Genomic DNA, 26,919 nt, shown 5'->3' on the forward strand with positions numbered 1-26,919 from the left:
CCTCCCGGCGTGAGCGGCGCCCGCCGCCGACGGCACCCCGCGCGCGTGGCGGGGGCCCGTCCACCGCTTCTCGCACGGCTGCGGGTGGGCACCAAGCTCATGCTGCTCGTCCTGCTGCCGGTCGCCGCACTGCTTGCCTTCACCGTCCTCTCGGCTCTGGCCCAGTGGAGCGAGGCGGGCACCATTCAGAGCTTCAAGGCGTCGACCGAGGTGTCCTTCGCGACGGCCGGGGTCCACGAGGCAGTCGCCCGCGAACGCCTCGCCGAGGTGCTCGCCCAGGCGGCCCCGCAGCGGGCGGACGCGGCCACCGAGCGGGACGCGGCCCGACGGGTCACCGACCGCGCCCTCGCGGCCGCGGAACACGCCGCGCCCGGCCGCGAGGGGGACACGGACGCCGACGTCAGCGGCGTCCTCGGCTCCCTGGACAACCAACTCCACGCGGTCCGGGTGGAGGCGGGCGGCGGTGCGCTCGGCGCGGCGGAGATCGAACGGAGGTACGCGAGCGTCGAGACGTATCTCCTCGACACCGTCCGCCGGCTCGACTCCAGCCGTCCCACCCGGGCCTCGGGCCGCGCAGGCGATGCCTATCTGGCTGTCCTGAGCGCCATCGAGGCCGCCGAGCGCGAACGCGTCGAGCTCGCCACCCGGCTCGCGGCGCCGCATCCGGACGGACACGGCGCCCCTGTCAACCGCTGGCCCGCCCTGGAGACCGCCCAGCTCGACGCCTTCCACCAGACTGCCTCCGGCCCGCTCCGCGCCCGCCTGGCCGGCGTGCTGCTGGAGCCCGCGGGCCGCTCCGTGCGCGCGACTCGCGAAACCCTCACCACCTCCGGGGGCGCGACGACAGACCTCCCCTCCCTGGACCAGTGGCTCGCCGCCTCCGGCGACCGGCTCGCCGCCCTGCGAGGCATCGCGCACGACACCGCCGACGAACTCGCCGCCGAGGCCGACCACGACCTGAAGGCGGCCCGGGTCCAGGGCTATCGCGAACTCGCCCTCTCCGTAGGGGTCATTCTCGGCGTGACCGTCCTCGCCCTGCTCCTGGGCCGTTCCATCACGCGACCGCTCACCGAGGTCTCCCAGGGCGCCAAGGCCCTCGCCGACGGCGATCTGTCGTACGACGTCCACTACAGGGGGCGCGACGAGATCGGCGTCGTCGCCGACACCTTCCGCGAACTCCATGTGACCAGCGAGCGCCTCGCCAGCGAGATCCGCACCATGAACACGGCGATCGACGACAACAGGCTCGGCCACCGCGTGGACGTGGCCGCGTTCGACGGCACCTGGGCGCAGTTGCTGGGCGGCATGAACGGCACCATGGCGTCCTTCGCCGCCGCGCAAGGCCGGCGCCGCAAGGCCGAGCGGGAGCTGGCGAGCATCTTCAACCTTTCCCTCGACCTGCTGTGCATCTGCGGGGTCGACGGCTACCTCAAGCGCCTCAACCCGGCCTTCGAGCGGACCTTGGGCCACTCCCTCGGCACGCTGCTCGCCAAGCCCTGGCTGGAGTTCATCCACCCGGCGGACCAGGCACGCACGCGTGCCGTCCTCGAGAGCCTGGCGAGCGGCGCCGAGTCCGCCGAGTTCGAGAACCGCTTTCTGCGTGCCGACGGCAGCGAGCGCCGGCTGCAGTGGAGCGCCCGCTCGGTGACCGGAGAGGGCCTCATCTACGCCGCCGCCCGCGATGTCACCGAGAGCCGCCGCGCCGACCGGGAGCAGGCCGCGCTGCGCCGCGTCGCCACTCTGGTGGCCCGCGGCGAACCGCCGCACGAGGTGTTCGCGACGGTCGCACGAGAAGTCGGACGGGTGCTGAGCACGGGTTCCGCGGCCGTCCTGCGGTACGAGGCCGACGGCGCCGTCACGGTCCTGGGCTCGGCCCACGTGGCCGCGAGGGCGGACGAGGAGGCGGCCGCGGAGGTGGCACAGACCCGCGGGGCGGCCCGCACCGGACGCTCGGTCGGCGCGCCGATCGTCGTCGACGACCGCCTGTGGGGTGTCGTCGTCGCGGCCCCGACGGGCCCGGAGCCACTGCCTCCGGGCACCGAGTCCCGGCTCGCCGACTTCACCGAACTCGTCGCCAGCGCCATCGCCAACGCCGACAGCCGGGCCCAGCTCAGCGCCTCACGCGCGCGCGTGGTGGCGGCCTCGGACGCGTCCCGGCGCCGTATCGAGCGCGATCTGCACGACGGCGTCCAGCAGCGTCTCGTCTCGCTCCAACTGGACCTGCGGATGGCCGAGTCCATGATGGAGGACCGATCGGCCGACCTCTCCGGGCAGTTGACGCACATCGGCAGGGGCCTCGACGACGCCTTCGAGGACCTGTTGCAGATCTCCCGCGGCATCCACCCCGCGATCCTCTCCAAGGGCGGCCTGGGCCCCGCCCTGCGAGCCCTGGCCCGCCGTTCCGCCGTCCCCGTGGAGCTGGACCTCCGGCTGCCCCCGGGCCGCCTTCCTGAACAGACCGAGGTCGCCGTCTACTACGTGACCTCCGAATGCCTCACCAACGCCGTCAAGCACGCGCGCGCCACGGTCGTGCAGGTGGAGGCCCGGACGTACGACGACGTGCTGGAGGTGGTCATCAGCGATGACGGGATCGGTGGCGCCGACCCGGGCGGCGGCTCCGGTCTCATCGGGCTCGTCGACCGCGTCGAGGCGATCGGGGGCAGGCTCCGCATCACCAGCCCGCCGGGAAGCGGCACGACCCTGACCGTACGGCTGCCGTTGCGAGAACCGCCGACGGACAGGTGACCGCCCGGGGCGTACACGGAGGGGGTCCAATACGGGGGGCCTTGGACTCGGTGATGTGTGTACGCGCCGGGCGGTCGGTTTCGGACGGCGAGGCAGCCGTCCGGTTCAGGGGAGGCAGACACAGGGCCTTGGGACAGCCGCCAGGCCTCTATCGGCAGGCAGTGCCGTCCCGCGCTGCGAACCGCAGGGCCTTGGCCCGCACGATGTCGGGGTCCCGCGGGTCGAGGGCGTCACGGAAGGACCGCACCTCGTCGTCGTACCGGCGGACACGGATCGACCGCCGTCGTTTCTCGATCCGTGTCCGCCGCATCTCCCGCTACCCTTCGACCGCTTGACCCGCCGCCCCTCGCCCGGGACGGCCGGTCCCTTGCATCTGCACTGGTTCGAGCATGGCTTCGCGAGGTCCGCGTGTCGTCACGGCCAGCCCCCAATTCCGCTTCCTGCTAGCCGTAACCCCCCAGGTTCCGTCAGGCTGTTGGGGGCGCACCGCGCCGCAGGGGCTGGGCAAGGGGAAGCCAGGACCATGGACGCCGAACAGCAGCTCACGCAGGGACGGGTCGTCCTCGCCGACGACGACGTTCTGCTCAGGGAGGGGCTCGCCAGTCTCTGCGAGCGCGTCGGCTACCAGGTGGCCGGACAGGCCGGTGACGCCGTACGGCTTCTGGAACTGGTCGCCGACGAACAGCCGGACCTGGCGATCGTCGACATAAGAATGCCGCCCCATCACTCGACCGAGGGCCTGAAGGCGGCCCGCACGATCCGCGAGCTTCACCCGGGCACCGGCATCCTGGTCCTGTCGGCCTACGTCGAGGTCGAGGACGCCCTGGAACTGCTGGCCGGCGGCCACAAGGTCGGGTACCTCCTGAAGAGCCGGGTCACAGTCGTGGACGAGTTCCTCGAAGCGCTCGACCGGATCCGCAGGGGCGGCTCGGTCGTCGACCCCTCCCTGGTGCGCGAGCTGTTCTCGGCCCAGCGGCGCGACGACCCGCTGTCCTTCCTCAGCGGCCGCGAGCGGGAGGTCCTCGCACTCATGGCCGAGGGCCGCTCCAACGCGGGCATCGGCCGCCGGCTGTGGGTCACCGAGGGCACCATCGAGAAGCACGTCCGCAGCATCCTGGGCAAGCTGCACCTCCCGGAGGCCTCCGACGACCACCGCCGCGTGCTGGCCGTGCTGACGTTCCTGGAATCTCGCTGAGCCGTCCCCCCACGTTCTGTCCACAGGCACGTTTCTGTCCACAGGCGGAGGTGGGAGGCCGCCGCGGTGTCAGCCCCCGCCAGTAGGGTGTGAGACATGGCCGACCCCTCCAGCTACCGCCCCAAGCCGGGACAGATTCCGGACTCTCCCGGGGTGTACAAATTCCGCGACGAGCACCGCCGGGTGATCTACGTCGGGAAGGCGAAAAGCCTGCGCCAGCGCCTGGCCAACTACTTCCAGGATCTGGCGAGCCTCCACCCGCGCACCCGCACCATGGTCACCACCGCCGCGTCGGTGGAGTGGACGGTCGTGTCCACGGAGGTCGAGGCGCTTCAGCTGGAGTACTCCTGGATCAAGGAGTACGACCCCCGGTTCAACGTCAAGTACCGCGACGACAAGAGCTATCCGTACCTCGCGGTGACCATGAACGAGGAGTTCCCGCGCGTACAGGTGATGCGCGGCCACAAACGCAAGGGCGTGCGCTACTTCGGCCCCTACGGGCACGCCTGGGCGATCCGCGACACCGTGGACCTGCTGCTGCGCGTCTTCCCCGTGCGCACCTGCTCCGCCGGCGTCTTCAAGAACGCCGTCCGCACCGGCCGCCCCTGCCTCCTCGGCTACATCGGCAAGTGCTCCGCCCCCTGCGTCGGGCGTGTCTCCGCCGACGAACACCGTGATCTGGCCGAGGAGTTCTGCGACTTCATGGCGGGGCGCACGGGGACGTACATCCGCCGCCTCGAACAGCAGATGACGAACGCGGCCGATGAGATGGAGTATGAACGGGCGGCCCGTCTGCGCGACGACGTCGAGGCCCTGAAGAAGGCCATGGAGAAGAGCGCGGTCGTGCTCGCCGACGCGACAGATGCCGACCTGGTCGCCGTCGCGGAGGACGAGCTGGAAGCGGCCGTGCAGATCTTCCATGTACGCGGCGGACGCGTGCGCGGCCAGCGCGGCTGGGTCACGGACAAGGTGGAGGCCGTCACCACCGGTGACCTCGTCGAACACGCGATCCAGCAGCTCTACGGGGAGGAGACGGGCGACTCCGTCCCCAAGGAAGTGCTCGTCCCGGCGCTGCCCGACCCCACGGAGCCCGTCCAGGAGTGGCTGACCGAGCGTCGCGGGTCGAACGTCTCCCTGCGTATCCCGCAGCGCGGCGACAAGAAGGCGCTCATGGAAACGGTGCGACGCAACGCACAGCAGTCCCTCGCCCTGCACAAGACCAAGCGCGCCTCCGACCTGACCACCCGCTCGCGCGCGTTGGAGGAGATCGCCGAGGCCCTCGACCTGGACAGCGCGCCGCTGCGGATCGAGTGCTACGACATCTCGCACCTCCAGGGCGACGACGTCGTGGCCTCGATGGTCGTCTTCGAGGACGGGCTCCAGCGTAAGAGCGAGTACCGGCGCTTCCAGATCAAGGGCCGTGTCGGAGACACTCAGGTCTGGCACGGCGAGGGGCAGGACGACGTCCGGTCCATGCACGAGGTGATCGCCCGCCGCTTCAAGCGCTACATCGCCGAGAAGGAGAAGACGGGGGAGTGGGCGGACGGCGAGACCGTGCTCACCGAGGACGACGGGCGCCCCAAGCGCTTCGCCTACCCCCCGCAGCTCGTCGTCGTCGACGGAGGCCAGCCGCAGGTCGCGGCCGCCAAGAAGGCCCTCGACGAGCTCGGCATCGACGACATCGCCGTATGCGGCCTCGCCAAGCGGCTGGAAGAGGTGTGGCTGCCGGGCGAGGACGACCCGGTGGTCCTGCCCCGCAACAGCGAGGGCCTGTACCTGCTCCAGCGGGTCCGTGACGAGGCGCACCGCTTCGCGATCACCTACCAGCGCGCCAAGCGGGCCAAGCGCTTCAGATCGGGCCCCCTCGACGACGTGCCGGGGCTGGGCGAGACACGCAAACAGGCGCTGATCAAACACTTCGGTTCGGTGAAGAAGCTGCGATCCGCGACAATCGACCAGATCTGCGAGGTTCCCGGCATAGGCCGTAAAACGGCCGAGACGATCGCCGTGGCCCTGGCCCAGGCGGCCCCGGTCGCCCCCGCCGTGAACATGGCGACTGGAGAGATCATGGAAGACGAGGAAGACGGGGCGCCCGAAACGACGGCGAGCTCCCCGGAGGAGCCCGTGACCGCGGGCGCCTCGGACAAGCGACGGGGGCAGGAGACATGAGCGAGAACGAACGCCAAGAACACCAACCACAGACCGGCAACGGTCAAGAACACGAACTACGGACCGGCGACGGTCAACAACACCCACCCCAGACCGGCGACGGTCAGGAAAACGAAGCGCAGTCCGACAGCGGCACGAACGCCACTGACAGCGCACAGGAGAGTACGACGATGGAGACGGCCGTGGTGCCCGAAGCCGCCATCCCCGAGCTGGTGATCATCTCTGGGATGTCCGGCGCCGGACGGTCGACGGCAGCCAAGTGTCTGGAGGATCTCGGCTGGTTCGTCGTCGACAACCTGCCGCCCGCGCTGATCCCCACCATGGTGGAGCTCGGCGCCCGCTCCCAGGGCAATGTGGCGAGGATCGCGGTCGTCGTCGACGTACGCGGCCGCCGCTTCTTCGACAACCTCCGCGAGTCGCTCGCCGACCTGGCGTCCAAGCACGTCACCCGGCGGATCGTCTTCCTGGAGTCCTCGGACGAGGCCCTGGTGCGCCGCTTCGAGTCGGTACGCCGCCCGCACCCCCTCCAGGGAGACGGCCGCATCGTCGACGGCATCGACGCCGAGCGGGAACTGCTCCGCGAGCTGCGCGGCGACGCCGACCTGGTGATCGACACCTCCAGCCTGAACGTGCACGAGCTGCGCGCCAAGATGGACGCCCAGTTCGCCGGCGAGGAGGAGCCCGAGCTGCGGGCCACCGTGATGTCCTTCGGCTTCAAGTACGGCCTTCCGGTCGACGCCGACCTGGTGGTGGACATGCGCTTCCTGCCCAACCCGCACTGGGTTCCGGAGCTGCGCCCCTTCAACGGCCTCAACGAGGAGGTCGCGGCGTACGTCTTCAACCAGCCCGGCGCCAAGGAGTTCATCGACCGCTACGCCGAGCTGCTCCAGCTCATCGCGGCCGGATACCGCCGTGAGGGCAAGCGCTATGTGACCATCGCGGTCGGCTGCACCGGCGGCAAGCACCGCTCGGTGGCCACCGCCGAGAAGCTCGCCGCCCGACTCGTCTCGCAGGGCGTGGAGACCGTGGTCGTGCACCGGGACATGGGCCGCGAGTGACCGGACGTGCCGCTCTGCGGCTGAGCAGGCTGCGCCGGGTGGCCCTTGAAGGCCAGGGCGGCAAGCCCGTCGTGGCGCGCGGCGCCAAGCCGCGCCGCCGCGGCGCCCAGCCCAAGGTCGTCGCCCTCGGTGGCGGCATGGGCCTGTCCGCCTCGCTCGCCGCGCTGCGCCGGATCACCGGCGACCTCACGGCTGTCGTCACCGTGGCCGACGACGGCGGCTCCAGCGGGCGCCTGCGTGACGAGCTGGGCGTGCTCCCGCCCGGCGACCTGCGCAAGGCCCTGGCCGCCCTCTGCGGGGACGACGACTGGGGCCAGACGTGGGCCCGGGTCATCCAGCACCGCTTCCAGTCCAAGGGCGACCTGCACGAGCACGCGGTGGGCAATCTGCTGATCGTCGCCCTGTGGGAGCAGCTCGGCGACCATGTCCAGGCCCTGGACCTGGTCGGCAGACTGCTGGGCGCGCACGGCCGGGTGCTGCCCATGTCCGCCGTACCTCTGGAGCTCCAGGCCTTGGTCAAGGGGCACGATCCGGACCGGCCCGACGACGTCGACACCGTGCGCGGCCAGGCCACCGTGGCGCTCACCCCCGGCGAGGTGCAGTCCGTGCACGTCGTGCCGCACGACCCGCCGGCCGTCCCCGAGGCCGTCGCGGCGGTCCTGGACGCGGACTGGGTGGTGCTCGGCCCCGGCTCCTGGTTCTCCTCGGTGATCCCGCACCTGCTCGTGCCCGAACTGCTCGACGCGCTCATCCAGACGAAGGCCCGCCGGGTACTCTCCCTGAACCTCGCGCCGCAGCCCGGAGAAACCGATGGCTTCTCCCCGCAGCGTCATTTGGAGGTTTTGGGACGACACGCCCCTAAACTCGCCCTGGACGTGGTGCTGGCCGACGAGGCCGCCGTGCCCGATCGCGACTTGCTCACCGATGCCGCCAAGCGGCTCGGCGCCGCGGTCGAGCTGGCGCCCGTGGCCAGGACCGACGGTAGCCCGAGGCACGACCCGGAGCTGTTGGCCGCCGCGTACGACCGTATTTTTCGGATGCATGGAAGGATCGGCCCATGGCGATGACGGCAGCGGTGAAGGACGAGATTTCCCGGCTTCCCGTCACCCGGACCTGCTGCAGAAAGGCGGAGGTCTCCGCCATTCTGCGGTTCGCCGGCGGCCTCCACCTGGTGAGCGGCCGGATTGTGATCGAGGCGGAGCTGGACACCGCGATGGCGGCGCGCCGACTGAAGCGCGACATTCTGGAGATCTTCGGCCACAGCTCCGAACTGATCGTGATGGCGCCCGGCGGGCTGCGCCGCGGCTCCCGCTACGTCGTGCGCGTCGTCGCGGGTGGCGACCAGCTGGCCCGCCAGACGGGGCTTGTCGACGGCAGGGGCCGCCCGATCCGCGGGCTGCCCCCGCAGGTGGTCTCAGGGGCCACCTGCGACGCCGAAGCGGCCTGGCGCGGGGCGTTCCTGGCGCACGGCTCACTCACCGAGCCCGGCCGCTCGTCCTCCCTGGAGGTGACCTGCCCCGGCCCCGAGGCGGCGCTCGCCCTGGTCGGCGCGGCGCGCAGGCTCCAGATCGCGAGCAAGGCCCGCGAGGTCCGTGGCGTGGACCGGGTGGTCGTACGGGACGGCGACGCGATCGGGGCGCTGCTCACCCGGCTCGGCGCCCATGAGTCGGTGCTGGCCTGGGAGGAGCGGCGGATGCGCCGCGAGGTCCGCGCCACGGCGAACCGGCTCGCCAACTTCGACGACGCCAACCTGCGCCGCTCGGCCCGCGCCGCGGTCGCCGCCGGGGCCCGGGTGCAGCGAGCCCTGGAGATCCTCGCCGACGAGGTGCCCGAGCACCTCGCGGCCGCCGGTCGGCTGCGCATGGACCACAAGCAGGCCTCCCTGGAGGAACTGGGCGCGCTCGCCGACCCGCCGCTGACCAAGGACGCCGTGGCCGGCCGTATCCGCCGTCTGCTGGCGATGGCCGACAAGCGGGCCCAGGACCTCGGCATCCCCGGGACGGAGTCGAACCTCACCGAGGAGATGGCGGACAACATGGCCGTCTGAGCTCGCACGGACGACCTGTGATCTGTCCTCCTTGGCTCGCACGGACGACCTGTGACCTGTCTTCCTTGGCCCGCGCGGACGGTACGAGCGCCCGCGCGGACAGTACGAACGGGCCGAGCCCGGGCGGACAGCCCGGCGTTCTGGACCCCGGCGGACAACTGGGCTGCCTGAGCCCGTCGTTCATGCCGTACGCCGCTGGTGCCGAATCCGGCACCAGCGGCGTTTTGCCGGTCCTTGATGCCGTCTTGACATGATCATGGAGCGTGACCAGCCTGGCGTCTGCGCACAGATGTGCCGGACACATGCAAGGGGGGCTCATGAGACGAAGAGCGAGATCGATCCTCGCCGTAGCTGCACTCATGCTGGGCGGGGCGAGCCTGGCGCCCATCGCTCAGGCGGAGGGCGGCCGTTCGGCCGACCCGGGTGCGGACGCCGTCAAGGTGTTCCACGCCGACGTCACACAGCAGCAGGTACCCCTGTTGCTGGCGGCGGGTCAGGACGCCCACGAACTCGGCGAGCAGGTCCCGGCGAAGGGCACCGCCCAGGTCGAGGTCTACCTCACCGACAAGCAGGCGGGGCAACTGGAGGACAAGGGCGTCGACCTCACCGAGTACAAGATCTCGGCGAAGGCGGAGGCGCGCGTCGAGGCTGCCGCGGACGGTGTGTACCGCCCGTACAGCGGAGCGGGCAATATCCAGGAAGAGATCGTCAAGACCGGTCAGGCGAACCCCGACCTCACCAAGGTCGTCTCCATCGGGAAGACCCTCCAGGGGCAGGACATCCTGGCGCTCAAACTGACCAAGGGCGCCACGAAGACCAAGGACGGCGCCAAGCCGTCCGTGCTGTACATGTCCAACCAGCACGCTCGTGAGTGGATCACGCCCGAGATGACGCGGCGTCTGATGCACTACTACTTGGACAACTATTCGACGGACAAGCGCATCAAGAAGATCGTCGACTCGACCGAGCTGTGGTTCGTCATCTCCGCGAACCCCGACGGCTACGACTTCACGTTCGACCCCGACGGCGACCGCCAGTGGCGCAAGAACCTGCGTGACGTGAACGGCGACGGCGCCATCACCACCGGCGACGGTGTCGACCTCAACCGCAACTTCGCCTACAAGTGGGGTTACGACAACGAGGGTTCGTCACCCAACCCCACCAGCGAGACCTACCGCGGCGCGAGCGCCGGCTCCGAGCCCGAGACCAAGGCACTCGACGCCTTCGAGAAGCGCATCGGATTCACGTACGGCATCAACTACCACTCCGCGGCCGAGCTGATCCTCTACGGAGTCGGCTGGCAGGTGGCGACCCCGAGCCCGGACGACGTGCTGTACAAGGCCCTTGCCGGTACGCCCGAGAACCCCGCGATCCCGGGTTACCGCCCGCAGGTCTCCTCCGAGCTGTACACGACCAACGGTGAGGCCGACGGCCACGCCTCCAACGTCAACGGCCTGGCGATGTACACGCCCGAGATGTCGACCTGCGCGACCGCGTCGAACCTTGACCCGAACGACGCCTGGAACGCGGCGGACTGCGAGTCGGTCTTCACTTTCCCGGACGACGAGAAGCTGATCCAGCAGGAGTTCGCGAAGAACATCCCGTTCGCGCTCTCCGTCGCCGAGACCGCCGCCCACCCCGACCAGCCGTCCTCCTCGCTCGGCCTCGACGCGGCCGACTTCACGCCCGCCGCCTTCTCGACCTCGTACTCGCGCGGCGCCGACCAGGAGATCTCCGTCGTCGCACGGAAGTCCGTGCGCGACAAGGAGCTCAAGTACCGCGTCAACGGCGGCCGTACGTGGGACCAGGCGCTCAAGCCGTGGAAGGGCGGCGAGACCTTCGGAGGCGAGGACAACCTCTACTTCGACGAGTACCGCGCCCCCGTCCAGGACGGCGAGCCGGGCGACAAGGTGGAGGTCTGGTTCACCGGAGAGACGAAGAGCGGAAAGCCCACCTCCAGTGAGCACTTCACGTACACCATCGCCGAACGGCCGCGCGCCGACACCCTCGTGGTCGCCGAGGAGACCACCGCCGCCGCCCAGACCCAGACATACGTCGACGCGCTGAAGGCCAACGGCCGCAAGCCCCTCGTCTGGGACGTCGCGACGCAGGGAGCACCCGACGCGCTCGGCGTGCTCGACCACTTCAAGACGGTCGTCCACTACACCGGCGCCGACCGGCCCGGCTACACCACCCAGCTCGAGCTGCGCGCCTACCTCAACGAGGGCGGCAAGCTGATCGAGGCGGGCGAGCAGGCGGGCGGCAGCGTCGCTCTCCCGGGCGCCCTGACGAACGACTTCAGCCAGTACTACCTGGGCGCCTACTCCCGTACGACCACTCCCGGCGCCACCGCCTTCACCGGCTCCGGCAAGCTCGCCGGAACCACCGGAGCACTCGCCGGCGCGCCCGGCAACCCGCTCAACGCGGCGGGGGCGTACAGCATCACCTCGGACAACCTGCCCGCGGCGACGTTCCCCCAGTTCACGAGCGCGGGCGCGGGACAGTACCCGGGGACCGTCAATCCGTACGGCCCCTACGAAGGCGCCTCCATGGCAGCTGTCACGCACTCCGACTACGCCTGGAACCGCCTCACCCGCACCATCGACCTCACCGGAGTGAGCGCGGCCGACGCGCCCACCCTGCGCACCCAGCTCCTGTGGGACACCGAGGAGGCCTACGACCACGCCGTGCTCGAAGCGCACACGGTCGGGGCCGACGACTGGACGACGCTCCCGGACACGGGCGGCGCCACCAGCACGGCCGTACCCGTCGAGTGCGAAGCCGGGTTCTTCATCAAGGCGCACCCCGCCCTCACTCGCTATCTGACCCTGGGCGCGGGTGCCTGCACGCCCACCGGCACCAGCGGGTCCTGGAACAGCTTCACCGGAGCCTCCGACGGATGGCAGGAGGTCAACTTCGACCTCTCCGCGTACGCCGGAAAGACGGTCGAAGTGTCGCTGAGCTACATCACCGACCCGGGCTCGGGCGGCCACGGCGTCCTCGCCGACAACGCCACCGTCGTCATCGGCGGCACGGCCGGCGCGGTCGAGGGCTTCGAGACCTCGCTCGGCGCCTGGAGCGTCCCCGGACCGCCCGCGGGCAGCCCTGCGGTCATCAAGGACTGGGGGCTCTCCGGTGAGCTCTTCAAGACGTACGGAGCGGTCACCACGGACGACACCGTGCTGCTGGGCTTCGGCCTGGAGCACGTCACCGCGGCGGCCGACCGAACGGCCCTCATCGGGAAGGCACTCGCGGCGCTACGCGGCTGACTCCGCGTGACGATCGCGTAAACACGGAGGGCGGTCCGTACCCCTACTGGCGGGTACGGACCGCCCTGCCGTGTATGGGGCATCTCGATGTCACCCCGGGCGCCTCAGGGAGGTAGGGTCGTAGGCGGTCGGGGACATCCCATACAACTCGCCGGCATCTGAGCCGGCGTACCAACGAGGAGATCGGTTCGTGACGATCCGCGTAGGCATCAACGGCTTTGGCCGCATCGGTCGTAACTACTTCCGCGCGCTGCTGAAGCAGGGTGCTGACATCGAGATCGTGGCTGTCAACGACCTGGGTGACACCGCGACCACTGCTCATCTTCTGAAGTACGACACCATCCTGGGCCGCCTCCAGGCAGAGGTGACGCACACCGCCGACACGATCACCGTCGACGGCCACACCATCAAGGTGCTGTCCGAGCGGAACCCCGCCGACATCCCGTGGGGTGACCTGGGCGTCGACATCGTCATCGAGTCGACCGGCATCTTCACCAAGAAGGCGGACGCCGAGAAGCACATCGCCGGCGGCGCCAAGAAGGTCCTCATCTCGGCTCCGGCCAAGGACGAGGACATCACCATCGTGATGGGCGTCAACCAGGACAAGTACGACGCGGCCAACCACCACGTCATCTCCAACGCCTCTTGTACCACCAACTGTGTGGCGCCGATGGCCAAGGTTCTCGACGAGAACTTCGGCATCGTCAAGGGCCTGATGACGACGGTCCACGCGTACACGAACGACCAGCGCATCCTGGACTTCCCGCACTCGGACCTGCGCCGCGCCCGCGCCGCCGCCGAGAACATCATCCCGACCACGACGGGCGCCGCCAAGGCCACCGCCCTGGTCCTCCCGCAGCTCAAGGGCAAGCTCGACGGCATCGCGATGCGTGTCCCGGTCCCGACCGGTTCCGCCACCGACCTCGTCGTGACGCTGCAGCGCGAGGTCACCAAGGACGAGGTCAACGCCGCGTTCAAGAAGGCCGCCGACGACGGCGACCTCAAGGGCTACCTGTCCTACACCGAGGACCCGATCGTCTCCTCGGACATCGTCGGCGACCAGGCCTCCTGCACCTTCGACTCCCTCCTGACCATGGTCCAGGAGGGCAACACGGTGAAGATCCTCGGCTGGTACGACAACGAGTGGGGCTACTCCAACCGCCTCGTCGACCTCACGGTCTTCGTCGGCGGCCAGCTCTAAGTCCCAGAGCCAGGCACCTCGATGTGACCACAGGGCCCGGGCAGCGCAGGCCGCGCTGCCCGGGCCCTGTGTCACGTACTGATCGATCAGCCCTCTCGGATCAAAAGAGCCTCCCTAGGAGTCCACTTATGAAGACGATCGACGAACTTCTCGCCGAAGGCGTGGACGGCAAGCGGGTCTTCGTCCGCGCCGACCTGAACGTGCCGCTGGCCGACGGCCTCATCACCGACGACGGCCGCATCCGCGCCGTCCTGCCGACCGTCAAGGCACTGGCCGACGCGGGCGCCAAGGTGGTCGTCGCCTCGCACCTGGGCCGCCCCAAGGGCGCCCCGGACCCGGCGTTCTCCCTGCTGCAGCCCGCCGAGCGGCTCGCCGAACTCCTCGGCGCCCCGGTCGCGTTCGCCCAGGACACCATCGGCCCCGCCGCGCACGACGCGGTGAACGGCCTCCAGCCCGGCCAGGTCGCGGTCATCGAGAACCTGCGCTTCAACCCGGGCGAGACCTCCAAGGACGACGTCGAGCGCGGCGAGTTCGCCGACCAGCTCGCCGCCCTGGCGGACATCTACGTAGGCGACGGTTTCGGTGCCGTGCACCGCAAGCACGCCTCCGTGTACGACCTCCCGGCGCGCCTTCCGCACTACGCGGGCTACCTCATCGCCACCGAGGTCGGCGTCCTGAAGAAGCTCACCGAGGACGTCAAGCGCCCCTACGTGGTCGCGCTCGGCGGCTCCAAGGTCTCCGACAAGCTCGCCGTCATCGACCAGCTGCTCGGCAAGGCCGACAAGCTGCTCATCGGCGGCGGAATGGCCTTCACCTTCCTCAAGGCCAAGGGGTACGAGATCGGCGCCTCCCTGGTCCAGGAGGACCAGCTGGCGACCGTCACCGAGTATGTCGAGCGCGCTGAGAAGAACGGCGTCGAACTGCTCGTCCCCGTGGACGTCGTGGTCGCGGCCGGGTTCCCGGACCTGAAGACCAAGGCCCCGTCCCACCCGACCACCGTCGCCGCCGACGCGATTCCCGCGGACCAGATGGGTCTCGACATCGGTCCTGAGACCGGTGCTCTGTACGCCTCGCAGCTCGCCGACGCGGCCACCGTCTTCTGGAACGGCCCGATGGGCGTCTTCGAGCACCCCGACTACGCCGAGGGCACCAAGGCGGTCGCCCAGGCCCTTCTCGACTCCCCGGCCTTCACGGTCGTCGGCGGTGGCGACTCCGCCGCGGCCGTCCGCATCCTGGGCTTCGACGAGACGGCATTCGGCCACATTTCGACCGGCGGCGGCGCCTCCCTCGAATACCTCGAGGGCAAGACGCTCCCCGGCCTCGCCGCACTGGAGGACTGACCTTAATGAGCACGCGCACGCCGATCATGGCGGGCAACTGGAAGATGAACCTCAACCACCTCGAGGCCATCGCCCACGTCCAGAAACTCGCCTTCGCCCTCGCGGACAAGGACTACGAGGCCGTCGAGGTCGCCGTCCTGCCGCCCTTCACCGACCTGCGCTCCGTGCAGACCCTCGTCGACGGTGACAAGCTCAAGATCAAGTACGGCGCCCAGGACATCTCGGCGTACGACTCCGGTGCCTACACCGGCGAGATCTCCGGCCCGATACTGGCCAAGCTGAAGTGCACGTACGTGGCGATCGGCCACTCGGAGCGCCGCCAGTACCACAACGAGACCGACGAACTCGTCAACGGCAAGGTGAAGGCCGCGTACAAGCACGGCCTGACCCCGATCCTGTGCGTCGGCGAGGAGCTGGCGGTCCGCGAGGCGGGCAACCACGTCACGCACACGCTCAGCCAGGTCGAGGGCGGTCTCAAGGACGTCCTCGCCGAGCAGGCCGAGTCGATCGTGATCGCGTACGAGCCTGTCTGGGCCATCGGCACCGGCAAGGTCTGCGGCGCCGACGACGCCCAGGAGGTCTGCGCGGCGATCCGCGGCAAGCTCGCCGAGCTGTACTCGCAGGAAGTGGCCGACGCCGTCCGCATCCAGTACGGCGGCTCCGTGAAATCCGGGAACGTTGCGGAGATCATGGCGAAGCCCGATATCGACGGCGCGCTGGTCGGCGGTGCCTCCCTGGACGCCGAAGAGTTCGTGAAGATCGTCCGTTTCCGCGACCAGTGAGCCGAAGGCTCGCGGCCGCGAGTATGCGGTAGCGACGATCCGTCGTACCCTTGCGGGGGCCAGGTGGGCAACCACCCGGCCCCCGTCGTCCGTCCAGATCCGAGGAAGTTGGTCCAGCCGTGGTTATGGGGTTCTCGATCGCCCTGATCGTCTTCAGCGGGCTGTTGATGCTGCTGGTGCTGATGCACAAGGGCAAGGGCGGCGGCCTCTCCGACATGTTCGGTGGCGGCATGCAGTCGTCCGTCGGTGGCTCCTCGGTCGCCGAGCGCAACCTTGACCGCATCACCGTGGTGATCGGTCTGCTGTGGTTCGCGTGCATCGTCACGCTCGGCATCCTGATGAAGGTCAACAACTGACCATCGGCCGACATTGGCCGACGCACATCGGTACAACTGCACATAACGCACGCACTTTGCGCACGTAAGGCCCCATGTTCGGTACGCGACGTAAATCGCGACCTATCATGGGGCTTGCGTCTAGGGGCGGGGGTGTAACTCCAATCACTGGACGCGCGTTGGGCCTTACGTAGACTGAGGCGCTCGCAGCGAAGCGTCACGCCGACTCGCTTCGCGGCACCATTACGCAGGGAGTTACGACCGTGGCAAGTGGCAACGCGATCCGAGGAAGCCGGGTCGGGGCGGGGCCGATGGGCGAGGCCGAGCGTGGCGAGTCCGCGCCGCGGCTGCGCATCTCCTTCTGGTGCTCCAACGGGCACGAGACGGTTCCCAGCTTCGCCAGCGACGCGCAGGTTCCCGAGGCCTGGGACTGCCCGCGCTGCGGCTTTCCCGCCGGACAGGACCGGGACAACCCGCCGGCCCCGCCGCGCACCGAGCCGTACAAGACGCACCTCGCGTACGTACGGGAGCGGCGCAGCGACGCGGACGGCGAGGCGATCCTCGCCGAGGCGCTCGCCAAACTGCGGGGCGAGATCTAGGGGTTGAGAACCGGCCGGGTACCTTCGGGTGCTCGGCCGGAGCTGTATCGCGCGCAGGTGCCGACGTGACTCACCTGCGGCTCGCTCGTCATGCGTCGAGATCGCTCGTCATGCGTCGAGGTCGATTGTCATGCGTCGAGGTCGATTGTCAGCGGATCGATTGTCAGTGGTGCCCTCTACGGTTCTTGAAGTGACGGAACCGAAGGGGGCGTTGTGACGGCGACGGAGGTGGCGGGGGTACGGGCGCCCGCGTGGCGCGGGGGGTTCGGGCGGCTGTGGTCCGCGGCCGTGGTCTCGCGGTTCGGCGACGCGCTGCGGACCGCCGCGCTGCCGCTGCTCGCCGTGCACCTCACCGACGATCCGCTGGTCATCGCCTCCGTCACGGCGTGCGGCTATCTGCCCTGGCTCCTCTTCGGCCTGCTGGGCGGGGCGATCGCCGACCGCGTCGACCAGCGGCGCGCGATGTGGGCCGTGGACGCCATACGCGGCACGCTGGTCGCCTGCTTCGCCCTCGCCGTCGGGCTGGGGCACGCCTCGATCATCCTGTTGATCGCGCTCGCCTTTACCCTGACCACCCTCCAGACACTCTTCGACAACGCCTCCACGGCCCTGCTGCCGTCCCTGGTGGACCGTGCCGAGCTGGGCGGCGCCAACGCCAGACTGATGACCGGCCAGCAGCTCGCCGGCGGCCTGCTGGCCAGTCCGCTCGTGCCTCTCCTGCTGGTGGTCGGGGCCGCCATGCCGTTCGCGGCCGACGCGGTCACCTATCTGCTGGCCGCCGCGCTGGTGGCCTCCCTGCGGATACGGATGCCCGAGCGGAAGCCGCGTCCGGCCGGGAGCACCCTGCGCGCCGAGATAGGCGCAGGGCTGCGCGCCCTGTGGCGGGACCGGGTGCTGCGGGCGACGTGCGTGGCCACCCTGCTGTGCAACATCGGCATGGGCGCGCTCATCGCCACCCTCGTGCTGCATGTGACGGGCTGGCTGCACGCGGGGAACGCGCAGTACGCCGCCGTGATGACCGCCTTTTCCGTCGGAAGCCTGGCCGGAGGAGTGCTGGCGCCCCGACTGGCGCGCCGGGCAGGCAGGGTCGGCAGCCTGTTGCTGGGCGGATGCGTCCAGACGGCGGCGCTGCTGCTCATGGGCACCGTCCGCCACCTGGGCGCCGTCGTCGTGGGCATGGCGCTGCTCGGAGCGATGAACCTCGTGTGGAACGTCAACCAGGTCACGCTGATGCAGCAGCGCAGCCCGGACGCCATGGTGGGCCGCATCAGCTCCGCGTTCCGTACGGCCTCGACCTCCGGCGCGCCGGTCGGTGCCCTGCTGGGCGGCGCTGTGGCGGGCGCGTACGGGCTGAACGGGCCGGCACTGCTCGCGGCCGCGCTGTTCGCACTCGCCGTCGCCTCGCTGATACCCGCGTGTCTGCCGGACGTATCTGTTGTTGAGCCGGACGACGGTGCTACGACAGCTCACGTCAAGCCCTGATCAATTAGGTTGGGACCGGCAGCGGGGCAAGGTACGCAGCAGCACAGGCAGGAAAGAAGGCGGAAGTCCGAGATGAACGCAGAAAGCCGTTCCAGGCTCAACCAGACGCCCGAGTGGACCGCGCTGGCCGAGCACCGCGAGGAGCTCGCGGAGACCCACCTGCGCGACCTGTTCGCGGCCGACCCCGGGCGCGGTGGCGGATACACCCTTGAGGTCGGCGATCTGCACGTCGACTACTCCAAGCACCTGGTCACCGACGAGACACTGAGGCTGCTGCGCGACCTGGCCGCGGCGACCGACGTCTTCGGTCTGCGGGACGCCATGTTCCGCGGCGAGAAGATCAACACGACCGAGGACCGCGCGGTGCTGCACACCGCGCTGCGCGCCCCGCGCGACGCGGACATCGAGGTCGACGGCGAGAACGTCGTACCGGCTGTGCACGCCGTGCTCGACAAGATGGCCGGCTTCGCCGAGCGCGTCCGCTCCGGCGAGTGGACCGGCCACACCGGCAAGCGCATCAAGAACATCGTCAACATCGGCATCGGCGGCTCCGACCTCGGCCCGGCGATGGCGTACGAGGTACTGCGCTCCTTCACCGACCGCGGCCTCACGGTCCGCTTCGTGTCGAACGTGGACGGCGCCGACCTGCACGAGGCCGTGCGGGACCTGGACCCGGCCGAGACGCTGTTCATCATCGCCTCGAAGACGTTCACCACGATCGAGACGATCACCAACGCGACCTCGGCCAGGAACTGGCTGCTGACCGAGCTGAAGGCCGGTCAGGATGCCGTCGCCAAGCACTTCGTGGCGCTGTCGACCAACGCCGAGAAGGTGTCGGACTTCGGCATCGATACGGCGAACATGTTCGAGTTCTGGGACTGGGTCGGCGGGCGGTACTCGTTCGACTCGGCGATCGGTCTCTCGCTGATGATCGCCATCGGGCCCGACCAGTTCCGGTCGATGCTCGACGGGTTCAGGATCGTGGACGAGCACTTCCGCACCGCACCCGCCGAGTCCAACGTGCCCTTGCTGCTGGGCCTGTTGGGCATCTGGTACGGCAACTTCCACGACGCTCAGTCGCACGCGGTGCTGCCCTACTCGCACTACCTGTCCAAGTTCACCGCCTACTTGCAGCAGCTGGACATGGAGTCCAACGGCAAGTCCGTGGACCGGGACGGACTTCCCGTGGACTGGGAGACGGGCCCTGTCGTATGGGGCACGCCCGGTACCAACGGGCAGCACGCGTACTACCAGCTCATCCACCAGGGTACGAAGTTGATCCCGGCCGACTTCATCGGCTTCGCCGAGCCCGTCGCCGATCTGTTGCCCGGTCTGGTCGCCCAGCACGACCTGCTGATGGCGAACTTCTTCGCGCAGACGCAGGCGCTGGCCTTCGGCAAGACGCCGGACGAGGTGCGGGCGGAGGGGGTGCCCGAGGAGCTGGTGCCGCACAAGACGTTCAAGGGCAACCACCCGACGACGACGATCCTCGCGCGTGAGCTGACGCCGTCGGTTCTGGGACAGCTGATCGCCCTCTACGAACACAAGGTGTTCGTCCAGGGAGCCGTCTGGAACATCGACTCCTTCGACCAGTGGGGCGTCGAGCTCGGCAAGGTGCTGGCCAAGCGGATCGAGCCGGCGTTGACGGAAGGGGCGGACGTGCCCGGGCTCGACGCGTCGACGACGGCGCTCGTGGCCAAGTACCGGGAGCTGCGGGGGCGTTAGCCAGGTGGGGGGAAGGGGCTAAGGGTGTTAGCCCCTCCGGCGTTTGAGGAGCGGGGGTTTGAGGAGCGGAGCCCCCAAGTGACGGGAATGGGTAGGGGCGGAGGGGGCGAAGAAAACTCCTTCCGTCCCCTCCGCCCCTACCGTCACGCCGAAGCCGGCGGATACAGCGACCGCGGCAGTTGGGAAGCCGCTGCCGCGTCCAGGAGCCACAGGGTGCGGGAGCGGCCCTGGGCGCCGGCGGCCGGGGCCTGTACCTCGCCCGCGCCGGACAGGGCGATCGCCGCGGCCTCGGCCTTGTCCTCGCCCGCCGCGAGCAGCCACACCTCGTGTGCGGAGCGGATCGCGGGGAGGGTGAGGGAGATCCGGGTCGGCGGAGGCTTCGGGGCGCCGTGGACGCCGACCACCGTGCGTTCGGTCTCCCGTACCGCGGGCAGCTCGGGGAAGAGCGACGCCACGTGGGTGTCGGGCCCGACACCCAGCATCAGTACGTCGAAGGTCGGGACGGAGCCGTGGTTCTCGGGGCCCGCCGCCTTCGCGAGCTCTGCCGCGTACGCCTCCGCCGCGGCCTCCACGTCCGAGCCGTACGGGCCGTCCGAGGCGGGCATCGGATGCACCCGGGCGGGATCCAGTGGCACGGAGTCCAGGAGCGCCGCACGGGCCTGCGTGTCATTGCGTTCCGGGTCGCCCTCGGGCAGGAACCGTTCGTCGCCCCACCACAGGTCGAGGCGGGCCCAGTCGACGGCGTCCCGGGCGGGGGCCGAACTCAGCGCCGCCAGGAGCCCGTTGCCGTTGCGGCCGCCCGTGAGCACGATCGAGGCGTAGCCGCGTGAGGCCTGCGCGTCCACGATCTTCGTGATCAGCCGGGCCGCGGCGGCCTCGGCCATCAGCTCCTTGTCGCGGTGGACGACCAGTTGCGGAGTGCTCACTTGGCGGCCGTCCCTTTGGCCGGCGGCATCTGCGCCGGAGTCGGCCGGTTGCCGGCCGCGGAGGACGTCCTCGAAGCCGAGTCCGCCACGGCCGACGCCGGAGTCCGGGTGGGCAGCGGAGACCTGTCCGTCGTCGACTGAGCGCCTCCGAGCCGGTCCACCCCGAACCGCAGCGCCGACGCGTATGTGTCGTCCGGATCGAGCCGGCGCAGTTCCTCCGCCATCAGCTCGGACGTCTCGCGGCGCTTGAGCGCCACAGCGCGGTCCGGCTGGCCCTCCACCATCAGCGTGGCCATCGCTCCGTCCGGCCGCTGCAGCGCGACGGGGCCACCGGTCGTCTCCAGGCGTACCTCGGTCAGCCCGGGGCCGGAGGAGACCCCTCGCCGGACGTGCACATGCAGCCGGTCGGCGAGCCACATGGCCAGCAGCTCGACGCTCGGGTTGAACTCCTCGCCCGTCACCTCCACGGAGACGACCTCGCAGTCCACCTGGTCGAGAGCGGCGGCCAGCATGGAGCGCCAGGGAGTGATCCGGGCCCATGCCAGGTCGGTGTCGCCCGGCTCGTAGTTCTCGGCGCGGGTGCGCAGCTCGTCGATGGGCTTCACCGCCGAGTAGCTGTCGGTGACCCGGCGCTGGCCCAGGGCGCCCAGCGGGTCCTTCGCCGGGTCGCGCGGGGAGCCCACCGGCCACCAGACCACCACCGGGGCGTCCGGCAGGAGCAGGGGGAGCGCGACCGACTGGGCGTGGTCCGCGACCTCGCCGTAGAGCCGCAGGATCACCGTCTCACCGGTGCCCGCGTCCGCACCGACCCGTACCTCGGCGTCGAGGCGGGACTTCGTGCGGTCGCGCGGCGAGCGGGAGACGCGCTTGACGATCACGAGGGTGCGCGAGGGGTGCTCGCGGGAGGCGTCGTTGGCCGCCTTCAGGGCGTCGTAGGCGTTCTCCTCGTCGGTGACGATGACGAGGGTGAGCACCATGCCGACGGCGGGGGAGCCGATGGCCCGGCGACCCTGCACCAGCGACTTGTTGATCTTGCTGGCCGTGGTGTCCGTGAGGTCTATTTTCATGGGCGCCGCCAGCTCCGTCCGTTTCGCTCGAGCATTTCGTCCGCCTCGACGGGGCCCCAGGTGCCCGAGGGGTACTGGGCGGGCTTGCCGTGCTTGTCCCAGTACTGCTCGATCGGGTCGAGGATCTTCCAGGACAGCTCGACCTCCTCGGTGCGCGGGAAGAGGTTGGAGTCACCCAGGAGGACGTCCAGGATCAGGCGCTCGTACGCCTCGGGGCTCGACTCCGTGAAGGACTCGCCGTACGCGAAGTCCATCGAGACGTCCCGGATCTCCATGGAGGTGCCGGGGACCTTGGAGCCGAAGCGGACCGTGATGCCCTCGTCGGGCTGGACGCGGATGACGATCGCGTTCTGGCCCAGCTCCTCCGTCGCCGTGTGGTCGAAGGGGGAGTGCGGGGCGCGCTGGAAGACCACGGCGATCTCGGTGACGCGGCGGCCCAGACGCTTGCCTGTGCGGAGGTAGAAGGGGACCCCGGCCCAGCGGCGGTTGTCCACCTCCACCTTGATCGCCGCGTAGGTGTCGGTCTTCGACTTGGGGTCGATACCGTCTTCCTGGAGGTAGCCGATGGCTTTCTCGCCGCCCTGCCAGCCCGCCGCGTACTGCCCGCGGACGGTGTCCGTGCCCAGGTCCTGCGGCAGCTTGACCGCGCCGAGCACCTTGGTCTTCTCGGCGGCGAGCGCGTCCGCGTCGAAGGAGGCGGGCTCCTCCATCGCGGTGAGCGCCATCAGCTGGAGCAGGTGGTTCTGGATGACGTCACGGGCGGCGCCGATGCCGTCGTAGTAGCCGGCGCGGCCGCCGATGCCGATGTCCTCGGCCATCGTGATCTGTACGTGGTCGACGTACGACCGGTTCCAGATCGGCTCGAACATCTGGTTGGCGAAGCGGAGCGCCAGGATGTTCTGGACGGTCTCCTTGCCCAGGTAGTGGTCGATGCGGAAGACCTGGTCCGGGGCGAAGACGTCCTCGACGGTCGAGTTGAGCTCCTCGGCCGACTTGAGGTCGTGACCGAAGGGCTTCTCGATGACCGCGCGGCGCCAGGAGCCGTTCGGCTGATCGGCCAGCCGGTGCTTCTTCAGCTGCTTGATGACCACCGGGAACGCGGACGGCGGCACGGAGAGGTAGAAGGCGAAGTTGCCGCCCGTGCCCTGTGCCTTGTCCAGGTCCTCGATCGTGGAACGCAGCCGCTCGAAGGAGTCGTCGTCGTCGAAGGTGCCCTGCACGAAGCGCATGCCCTGGACGAGCTGCTGCCAGACCTCCTCGCGGAAGGGCGTACGCGCGTGTTCCTTGACCGCGTCGTGGACCTCCTGCGCGAAGTCCTCGTCGGCCCACTCGCGCCGGGCGAAGCCGACGAGGGAGAAGCCCGGCGGCAACAGGCCCCGGTTGGCGAGGTCGTACACAGCGGGCATCAGCTTTTTACGTGACAAATCGCCCGTGACGCCGAAGATGACCAGGCCCGACGGCCCCGCGATTCGCGGGAGCCGTCGGTCTGCGGGGTCACGCAGCGGGTTGCTGCTTGACAAGGTTTCAGCCCTCCGAGGGGGCGAGGCGCTGGAGCTCTGCCTCTGTCGACTTGAGCAGATCGTTCCAGGACGTCGCGAACTTCTCGACGCCCTCGTCCTCCAGGAGCTGGACCACGTCGTCGTACGCGATCCCGAGCTTCTCGACGGCGTCGAGCTCGGCACGGGACTGGTCGTACGTGCCGGTGATGGTGTCACCGGTGATCTGACCGTGGTCCTCGGTGGCCTCGAGCGTGGCCTCCGGCATGGTGTTCACCGTGTTGGGCGCGACCAGGTCGTCGACGTACAGGGTGTCCTTGTACGCCGGGTCCTTGACGCCGGTCGAGGCCCACAGCGGACGCTGCTTGTTGGCCTGCCCCTTGTCGAGGGCGGCCCAGCGGTCGGAGGAGAAGACCTCCTCGTACGCCTCGTACGCGAGCCGCGCGTTGGCGAGGCCCGCCTTGCCGCGCGCGGCCTTGGCTTCGGAGGTGCCCAGGGCGTCCAGCCGCTTGTCGATCTCGGTGTCCACGCGGGACACGAAGAACGACGCCACCGAGTGGATCTTGGAGAGGTCGAGGCCGGCGGCCTTCGCCTTCTCCAGACCCGCGAGGTAGGCGTCCATGACCTCGCGGTAGCGCGCGAGCGAGAAGATCAGCGTGACGTTGACGCTGATGCCCTTGCCGATGACCTCGGTGATCGCGGGCAGGCCCGCCTTGGTCGCCGGGATCTTGATGAGGGTGTTGGGACGGTCCACCAGCCAGGCCAGCTGCTTGGCCTCGGCGATGGTCGCCGTCGTGTTGTGCGCAAGCCGTGGGTCGACCTCGATCGAGACCCGGCCGTCCTGACCCTGCGTCGCGTCGAAGACCGGGCGCAGGATGTCGGTGGCGTCACGGACGTCCGCCGTCGTGATCATGCGGATGGCTTCTTCGACGGTGACCTTGCGGGCGGCGAGCTCGGTGAGCTGCTGCTCGTAACCGTCGCCGCTCGAGATCGCCTTCTGGAAGATCGACGGGTTGGTGGTGACGCCCACGACGTGCTGCTGGTCGATCAGTTCGGCAAGATTGCCGGACGTGATCCGCTTGCGCGACAGGTCGTCCAGCCAGATCGCGACGCCTTCCTCGGAGAGGCGCTTGAGTGCGTCTGTCATGGAAATTGCATCTCCTACGTGTCGTGTTTCAGCGTCAGCGCTGGGCTGCGGCGATCGATTCCCGGGCGGCGGATGCGACGTTCTCGGCAGTGAAACCGAATTCGCGGAAGAGCACCTTGCCATCGGCCGAAGCACCGAAGTGCTCCAGCGAAACAATGCGTCCCGCGTCCCCGACGAACCGGTGCCAGGTGAGACCGATACCGGCCTCGACGGAGACCCGCGCCCGCACCGAAGGCGGCAGAACGCTGTCCCGGTACCCCTGGTCCTGCTCGTCGAACCACTCCACACACGGCATGGACACGACCCGCGTCGGGATGCCCTCGGCCTGGAGCTGCTCACGCGCCTCGACGGCGACGTGCACCTCGGAGCCGGTGCCGATGAGGATGACCTCGGGCGAACCGCCCTCGGCCTCGAAGAGCACGTAACCGCCCTTGGCGGCGTCCTCGTTGGCCTCGTACGTCGGCACGCCCTGGCGGGTCAGCGCCAGGCCGTGCGGGGCACCCTTGCCGAACACCTTGGTGTAGCGCTTGAGTACCTCGCGCCAGGCGATCACGGTCTCGTTGGCGTCCGCGGGACGGACCACGTTCAGGCCGGGGATCGCGCGCAGCGAGGCCAGGTGCTCGACGGGCTGGTGGGTCGGACCGTCCTCGCCGAGGCCGATCGAGTCGTGCGTCCACACGTACGTCACCGGCGCGTGCATCAGGGCCGAGAGGCGTACGGCGTTGCGCATGTAGTCGGAGAAGACCAGGAAGGTGCCGCCATAGATACGGGTGTTGCCGTGCAGCGCGATGCCGTTCATCTCGGCGGCCATCGAGTGCTCGCGGATGCCGAAGTGGATCGTGCGGCCGTACGGGTTCGCCCCCGGCAGCGGGTTGTCCGCAGGCAGGAAGGAACTCGTCTTGTCGATGGTCGTGTTGTTCGAGCCGGCCAGGTCGGCGGAGCCGCCCCACAGCTCGGGGATGACCGCGCCGAGGGCCTGAAGGACCTTGCCGGACGCGGCACGCGTGGCTACACCCTTGCCCGTCTCGAACGCCGGGAGGTGCGACTCCCAGCCCTTCGGCAGCTCACCCGAGGCGATGCGGTCGAACTCGGCGGCGCGCTCGGGACTGGCCGTACGCCAGGCCGCGAAGCCCTTCTCCCACTCGCCCCTGGCCTCACGGCCGCGGTCCAAGGCCTGGCGGGTGTGCGCGAGGACCTCGTCGGCGACCGCGAAGGTCTCCTCCGGGTCGAAGCCGAGGACACGCTTGGTGGCCGCCACCTCGTCGTCGCCGAGCGCCGAGCCGTGCGCGGCCTCGGTGTTCTGCGCGTTCGGGGCCGGCCAGGCGATGATCGAGCGCATCGCGATGAACGACGGCTTGTCCGTGACCGACTTGGCGGCCTCGATCGCGTTGTAGATGGCGTGCGGGTCGAGGTCGCCGTCCGGCTTCGGGGCCACGCGCTGCACATGCCAGCCGTACGCCTCGAAGCGCTTGACGGTGTCCTCGGAGACCGCGGTCTCCGTGTCGCCCTCGATCGAGATGTGGTTGTCGTCCCACAGCAGGATCAGGTTGCCGAGCTTCTGGTGACCCGCCATCGAGGACGCCTCGGCGGAGATGCCCTCCTGGAGGCAGCCGTCACCGGCGATCGCGAAGATGAAGTGGTCGAAGGGGGATTCACCCTGAGGGGCGTCCGGATCGAACAGGCCGCGCTCGTAACGGGTGGCCATCGCCATGCCCACCGCGTTGGCGACACCCTGGCCCAGCGGACCGGTCGTCGTCTCCACGCCGGGGGTGTGCCCGTACTCGGGGTGGCCGGGCGTCCTGCTGCCCCACGTCCTGAAGGCCTTCAGATCGTCCAGCTCCAGGCCGAAACCGGCCAGGTACAGCTGGGTGTAGAGAGTCAGGGACGAGTGGCCCGCGGACAGCACGAAGCGGTCGCGTCCGGTCCAGTCGGGGTCCGCCGGGTCATGCCGCATCACCTTCTGGAAGAGGGTGTACGCGACAGGCGCCAGGCTCATCGCCGTACCGGGATGGCCGTTACCGACCTTCTGTACGGCATCGGCGGCCAGGACGCGGGCGGTGTCCACGGCCCGCTGGTCCAACTCGGTCCACTCGAGGTCTGTGGTGGTCGGCTTGGTGCTCACCCTGGGTCAGGGCTCCTCTCCACATGTTCCACATGTCGGAATACCGGCGCGCGTGCGCCCACCGGCCGTTGTCGAGCCTACCCCCGTAGGTACGTGCGTTTTTTCGAGTCATTCCAGACTGCCGGGAGTCGCCGGAATCCGCCTCCCGACCGGTCCATTCCGCATTCGGCAAGTGAATACGGAGCCGCTCGTCCGAGTGCTCAATCGAGCCTCG

20 protein-coding genes are annotated in these 26,919 nt (G+C 69.6%); 14 read left to right on the forward strand and 6 right to left on the reverse strand.

Going from position 1 to position 26,919, the window contains the following annotated elements; genetic code table 11:
• Positions 1-9 precede the first annotated feature (9 nt).
• On the forward strand, positions 10-2,745 hold the full coding sequence (locus AB0N66_RS03635; protein ID WP_365428054.1) for a nitrate- and nitrite sensing domain-containing protein: 2,736 nt from the start codon (positions 10-12) through the stop codon (positions 2,743-2,745).
• Between the two features lie 148 nt (positions 2,746-2,893).
• Here AB0N66_RS03635 and AB0N66_RS03640 read toward each other — a convergent pair whose 3' ends face one another.
• Positions 2,894-3,055, reverse strand: coding sequence for a hypothetical protein (locus AB0N66_RS03640; RefSeq protein WP_365428057.1), 162 nt, complete (start codon positions 3,053-3,055; stop codon positions 2,894-2,896).
• A gap of 213 nt (positions 3,056-3,268) precedes the next feature.
• Between AB0N66_RS03640 and AB0N66_RS03645 the strand changes: the two genes are divergently transcribed.
• From AB0N66_RS03645 to pgi, 13 genes are all read left to right on the forward strand, one after another.
• On the forward strand, positions 3,269-3,940 hold the full coding sequence (locus tag AB0N66_RS03645) for a response regulator transcription factor (protein WP_365428060.1): 672 nt from the start codon (positions 3,269-3,271) through the stop codon (positions 3,938-3,940).
• Positions 3,941-4,036: 96 nt separating this feature from the next.
• Positions 4,037-6,109, forward strand: coding sequence for an excinuclease ABC subunit UvrC (gene uvrC, locus AB0N66_RS03650; RefSeq protein WP_365428064.1), 2,073 nt, complete (start codon positions 4,037-4,039; stop codon positions 6,107-6,109).
• A complete protein-coding gene (gene rapZ / locus AB0N66_RS03655) occupies positions 6,106-7,167 on the forward strand; it encodes an RNase adapter RapZ (protein WP_365428067.1) in 1,062 nt (353 codons plus the stop codon). The genes uvrC and rapZ overlap by 4 nt, the downstream gene beginning before the upstream one ends.
• Positions 7,164-8,234 (forward strand): uridine diphosphate-N-acetylglucosamine-binding protein YvcK, encoded by a 1,071-nt coding sequence (gene yvcK, locus AB0N66_RS03660; RefSeq protein WP_365428070.1) that lies wholly within the window; start codon positions 7,164-7,166, stop codon positions 8,232-8,234. Before rapZ ends, yvcK begins: the two co-directional genes overlap by 4 nt.
• Positions 8,225-9,214 carry a DNA-binding protein WhiA gene (whiA, locus tag AB0N66_RS03665; RefSeq protein ID WP_365428073.1) on the forward strand — a complete coding sequence of 330 codons (990 nt, stop codon included), beginning with the start codon at positions 8,225-8,227 and terminating at the stop codon, positions 9,212-9,214. The genes yvcK and whiA overlap by 10 nt, the downstream gene beginning before the upstream one ends.
• Before the next feature lie 317 nt (positions 9,215-9,531).
• The gene (locus AB0N66_RS03670; protein ID WP_365428076.1) at positions 9,532-12,483 is read left to right on the forward strand and encodes a M14 family zinc carboxypeptidase; all 2,952 of its coding nucleotides are present in this window, start codon (positions 9,532-9,534) and stop codon (positions 12,481-12,483) included.
• A gap of 190 nt (positions 12,484-12,673) precedes the next feature.
• On the forward strand, positions 12,674-13,684 hold the full coding sequence (gap, locus tag AB0N66_RS03675; protein WP_365428079.1) for a type I glyceraldehyde-3-phosphate dehydrogenase: 1,011 nt from the start codon (positions 12,674-12,676) through the stop codon (positions 13,682-13,684).
• A 128-nt stretch (positions 13,685-13,812) separates the two neighbouring features.
• The gene (locus AB0N66_RS03680) at positions 13,813-15,024 is read left to right on the forward strand and encodes a phosphoglycerate kinase (protein WP_365428082.1); all 1,212 of its coding nucleotides are present in this window, start codon (positions 13,813-13,815) and stop codon (positions 15,022-15,024) included.
• A gap of 5 nt (positions 15,025-15,029) precedes the next feature.
• Positions 15,030-15,806, forward strand: a complete 777-nt coding sequence (gene tpiA / locus AB0N66_RS03685; RefSeq protein ID WP_365428085.1) for a triose-phosphate isomerase — start codon at positions 15,030-15,032, stop codon at positions 15,804-15,806.
• 125 nt (positions 15,807-15,931) lie between these two features.
• The gene (gene secG, locus AB0N66_RS03690; protein ID WP_266465805.1) at positions 15,932-16,162 is read left to right on the forward strand and encodes a preprotein translocase subunit SecG; all 231 of its coding nucleotides are present in this window, start codon (positions 15,932-15,934) and stop codon (positions 16,160-16,162) included.
• Positions 16,163-16,404: 242 nt separating this feature from the next.
• Positions 16,405-16,740 (forward strand): RNA polymerase-binding protein RbpA, encoded by a 336-nt coding sequence (locus AB0N66_RS03695; RefSeq protein WP_365428088.1) that lies wholly within the window; start codon positions 16,405-16,407, stop codon positions 16,738-16,740.
• A 288-nt stretch (positions 16,741-17,028) separates the two neighbouring features.
• The gene (locus AB0N66_RS03700) at positions 17,029-18,222 is read left to right on the forward strand and encodes an MFS transporter (protein WP_365428469.1); all 1,194 of its coding nucleotides are present in this window, start codon (positions 17,029-17,031) and stop codon (positions 18,220-18,222) included.
• Positions 18,223-18,294: 72 nt separating this feature from the next.
• Positions 18,295-19,947, forward strand: coding sequence for a glucose-6-phosphate isomerase (pgi, locus tag AB0N66_RS03705; RefSeq protein ID WP_365428091.1), 1,653 nt, complete (start codon positions 18,295-18,297; stop codon positions 19,945-19,947).
• A 143-nt stretch (positions 19,948-20,090) separates the two neighbouring features.
• On the opposite strand, the gene pgl is transcribed toward pgi, so the two are convergent.
• The 5 genes from pgl to tkt are packed head-to-tail and all read right to left on the reverse strand — an operon-like array spanning position 20,091 to position 26,705.
• Positions 20,091-20,873 carry a 6-phosphogluconolactonase gene (gene pgl / locus AB0N66_RS03710; protein WP_365428094.1) on the reverse strand — a complete coding sequence of 261 codons (783 nt, stop codon included), beginning with the start codon at positions 20,871-20,873 and terminating at the stop codon, positions 20,091-20,093.
• Entirely contained in the window at positions 20,870-21,940 is a 1,071-nt protein-coding gene (opcA, locus tag AB0N66_RS03715; RefSeq protein WP_365428097.1) for a glucose-6-phosphate dehydrogenase assembly protein OpcA, read from the reverse strand. The genes pgl and opcA overlap by 4 nt, the downstream gene beginning before the upstream one ends.
• Entirely contained in the window at positions 21,937-23,460 is a 1,524-nt protein-coding gene (gene zwf / locus AB0N66_RS03720) for a glucose-6-phosphate dehydrogenase (protein WP_365428100.1), read from the reverse strand. The genes opcA and zwf overlap by 4 nt, the downstream gene beginning before the upstream one ends.
• Before the next feature lie 4 nt (positions 23,461-23,464).
• Positions 23,465-24,583, reverse strand: coding sequence for a transaldolase (gene tal / locus AB0N66_RS03725; protein WP_365428103.1), 1,119 nt, complete (start codon positions 24,581-24,583; stop codon positions 23,465-23,467).
• A gap of 34 nt (positions 24,584-24,617) precedes the next feature.
• A complete protein-coding gene (tkt, locus tag AB0N66_RS03730; protein ID WP_365428106.1) occupies positions 24,618-26,705 on the reverse strand; it encodes a transketolase in 2,088 nt (695 codons plus the stop codon).
• Positions 26,706-26,919: the final 214 nt, after the last annotated feature.

Source organism: Streptomyces sp. NPDC093544 (assembly GCF_040683495.1).
GTDB lineage: Bacteria > Actinomycetota > Actinomycetes > Streptomycetales > Streptomycetaceae > Streptomyces.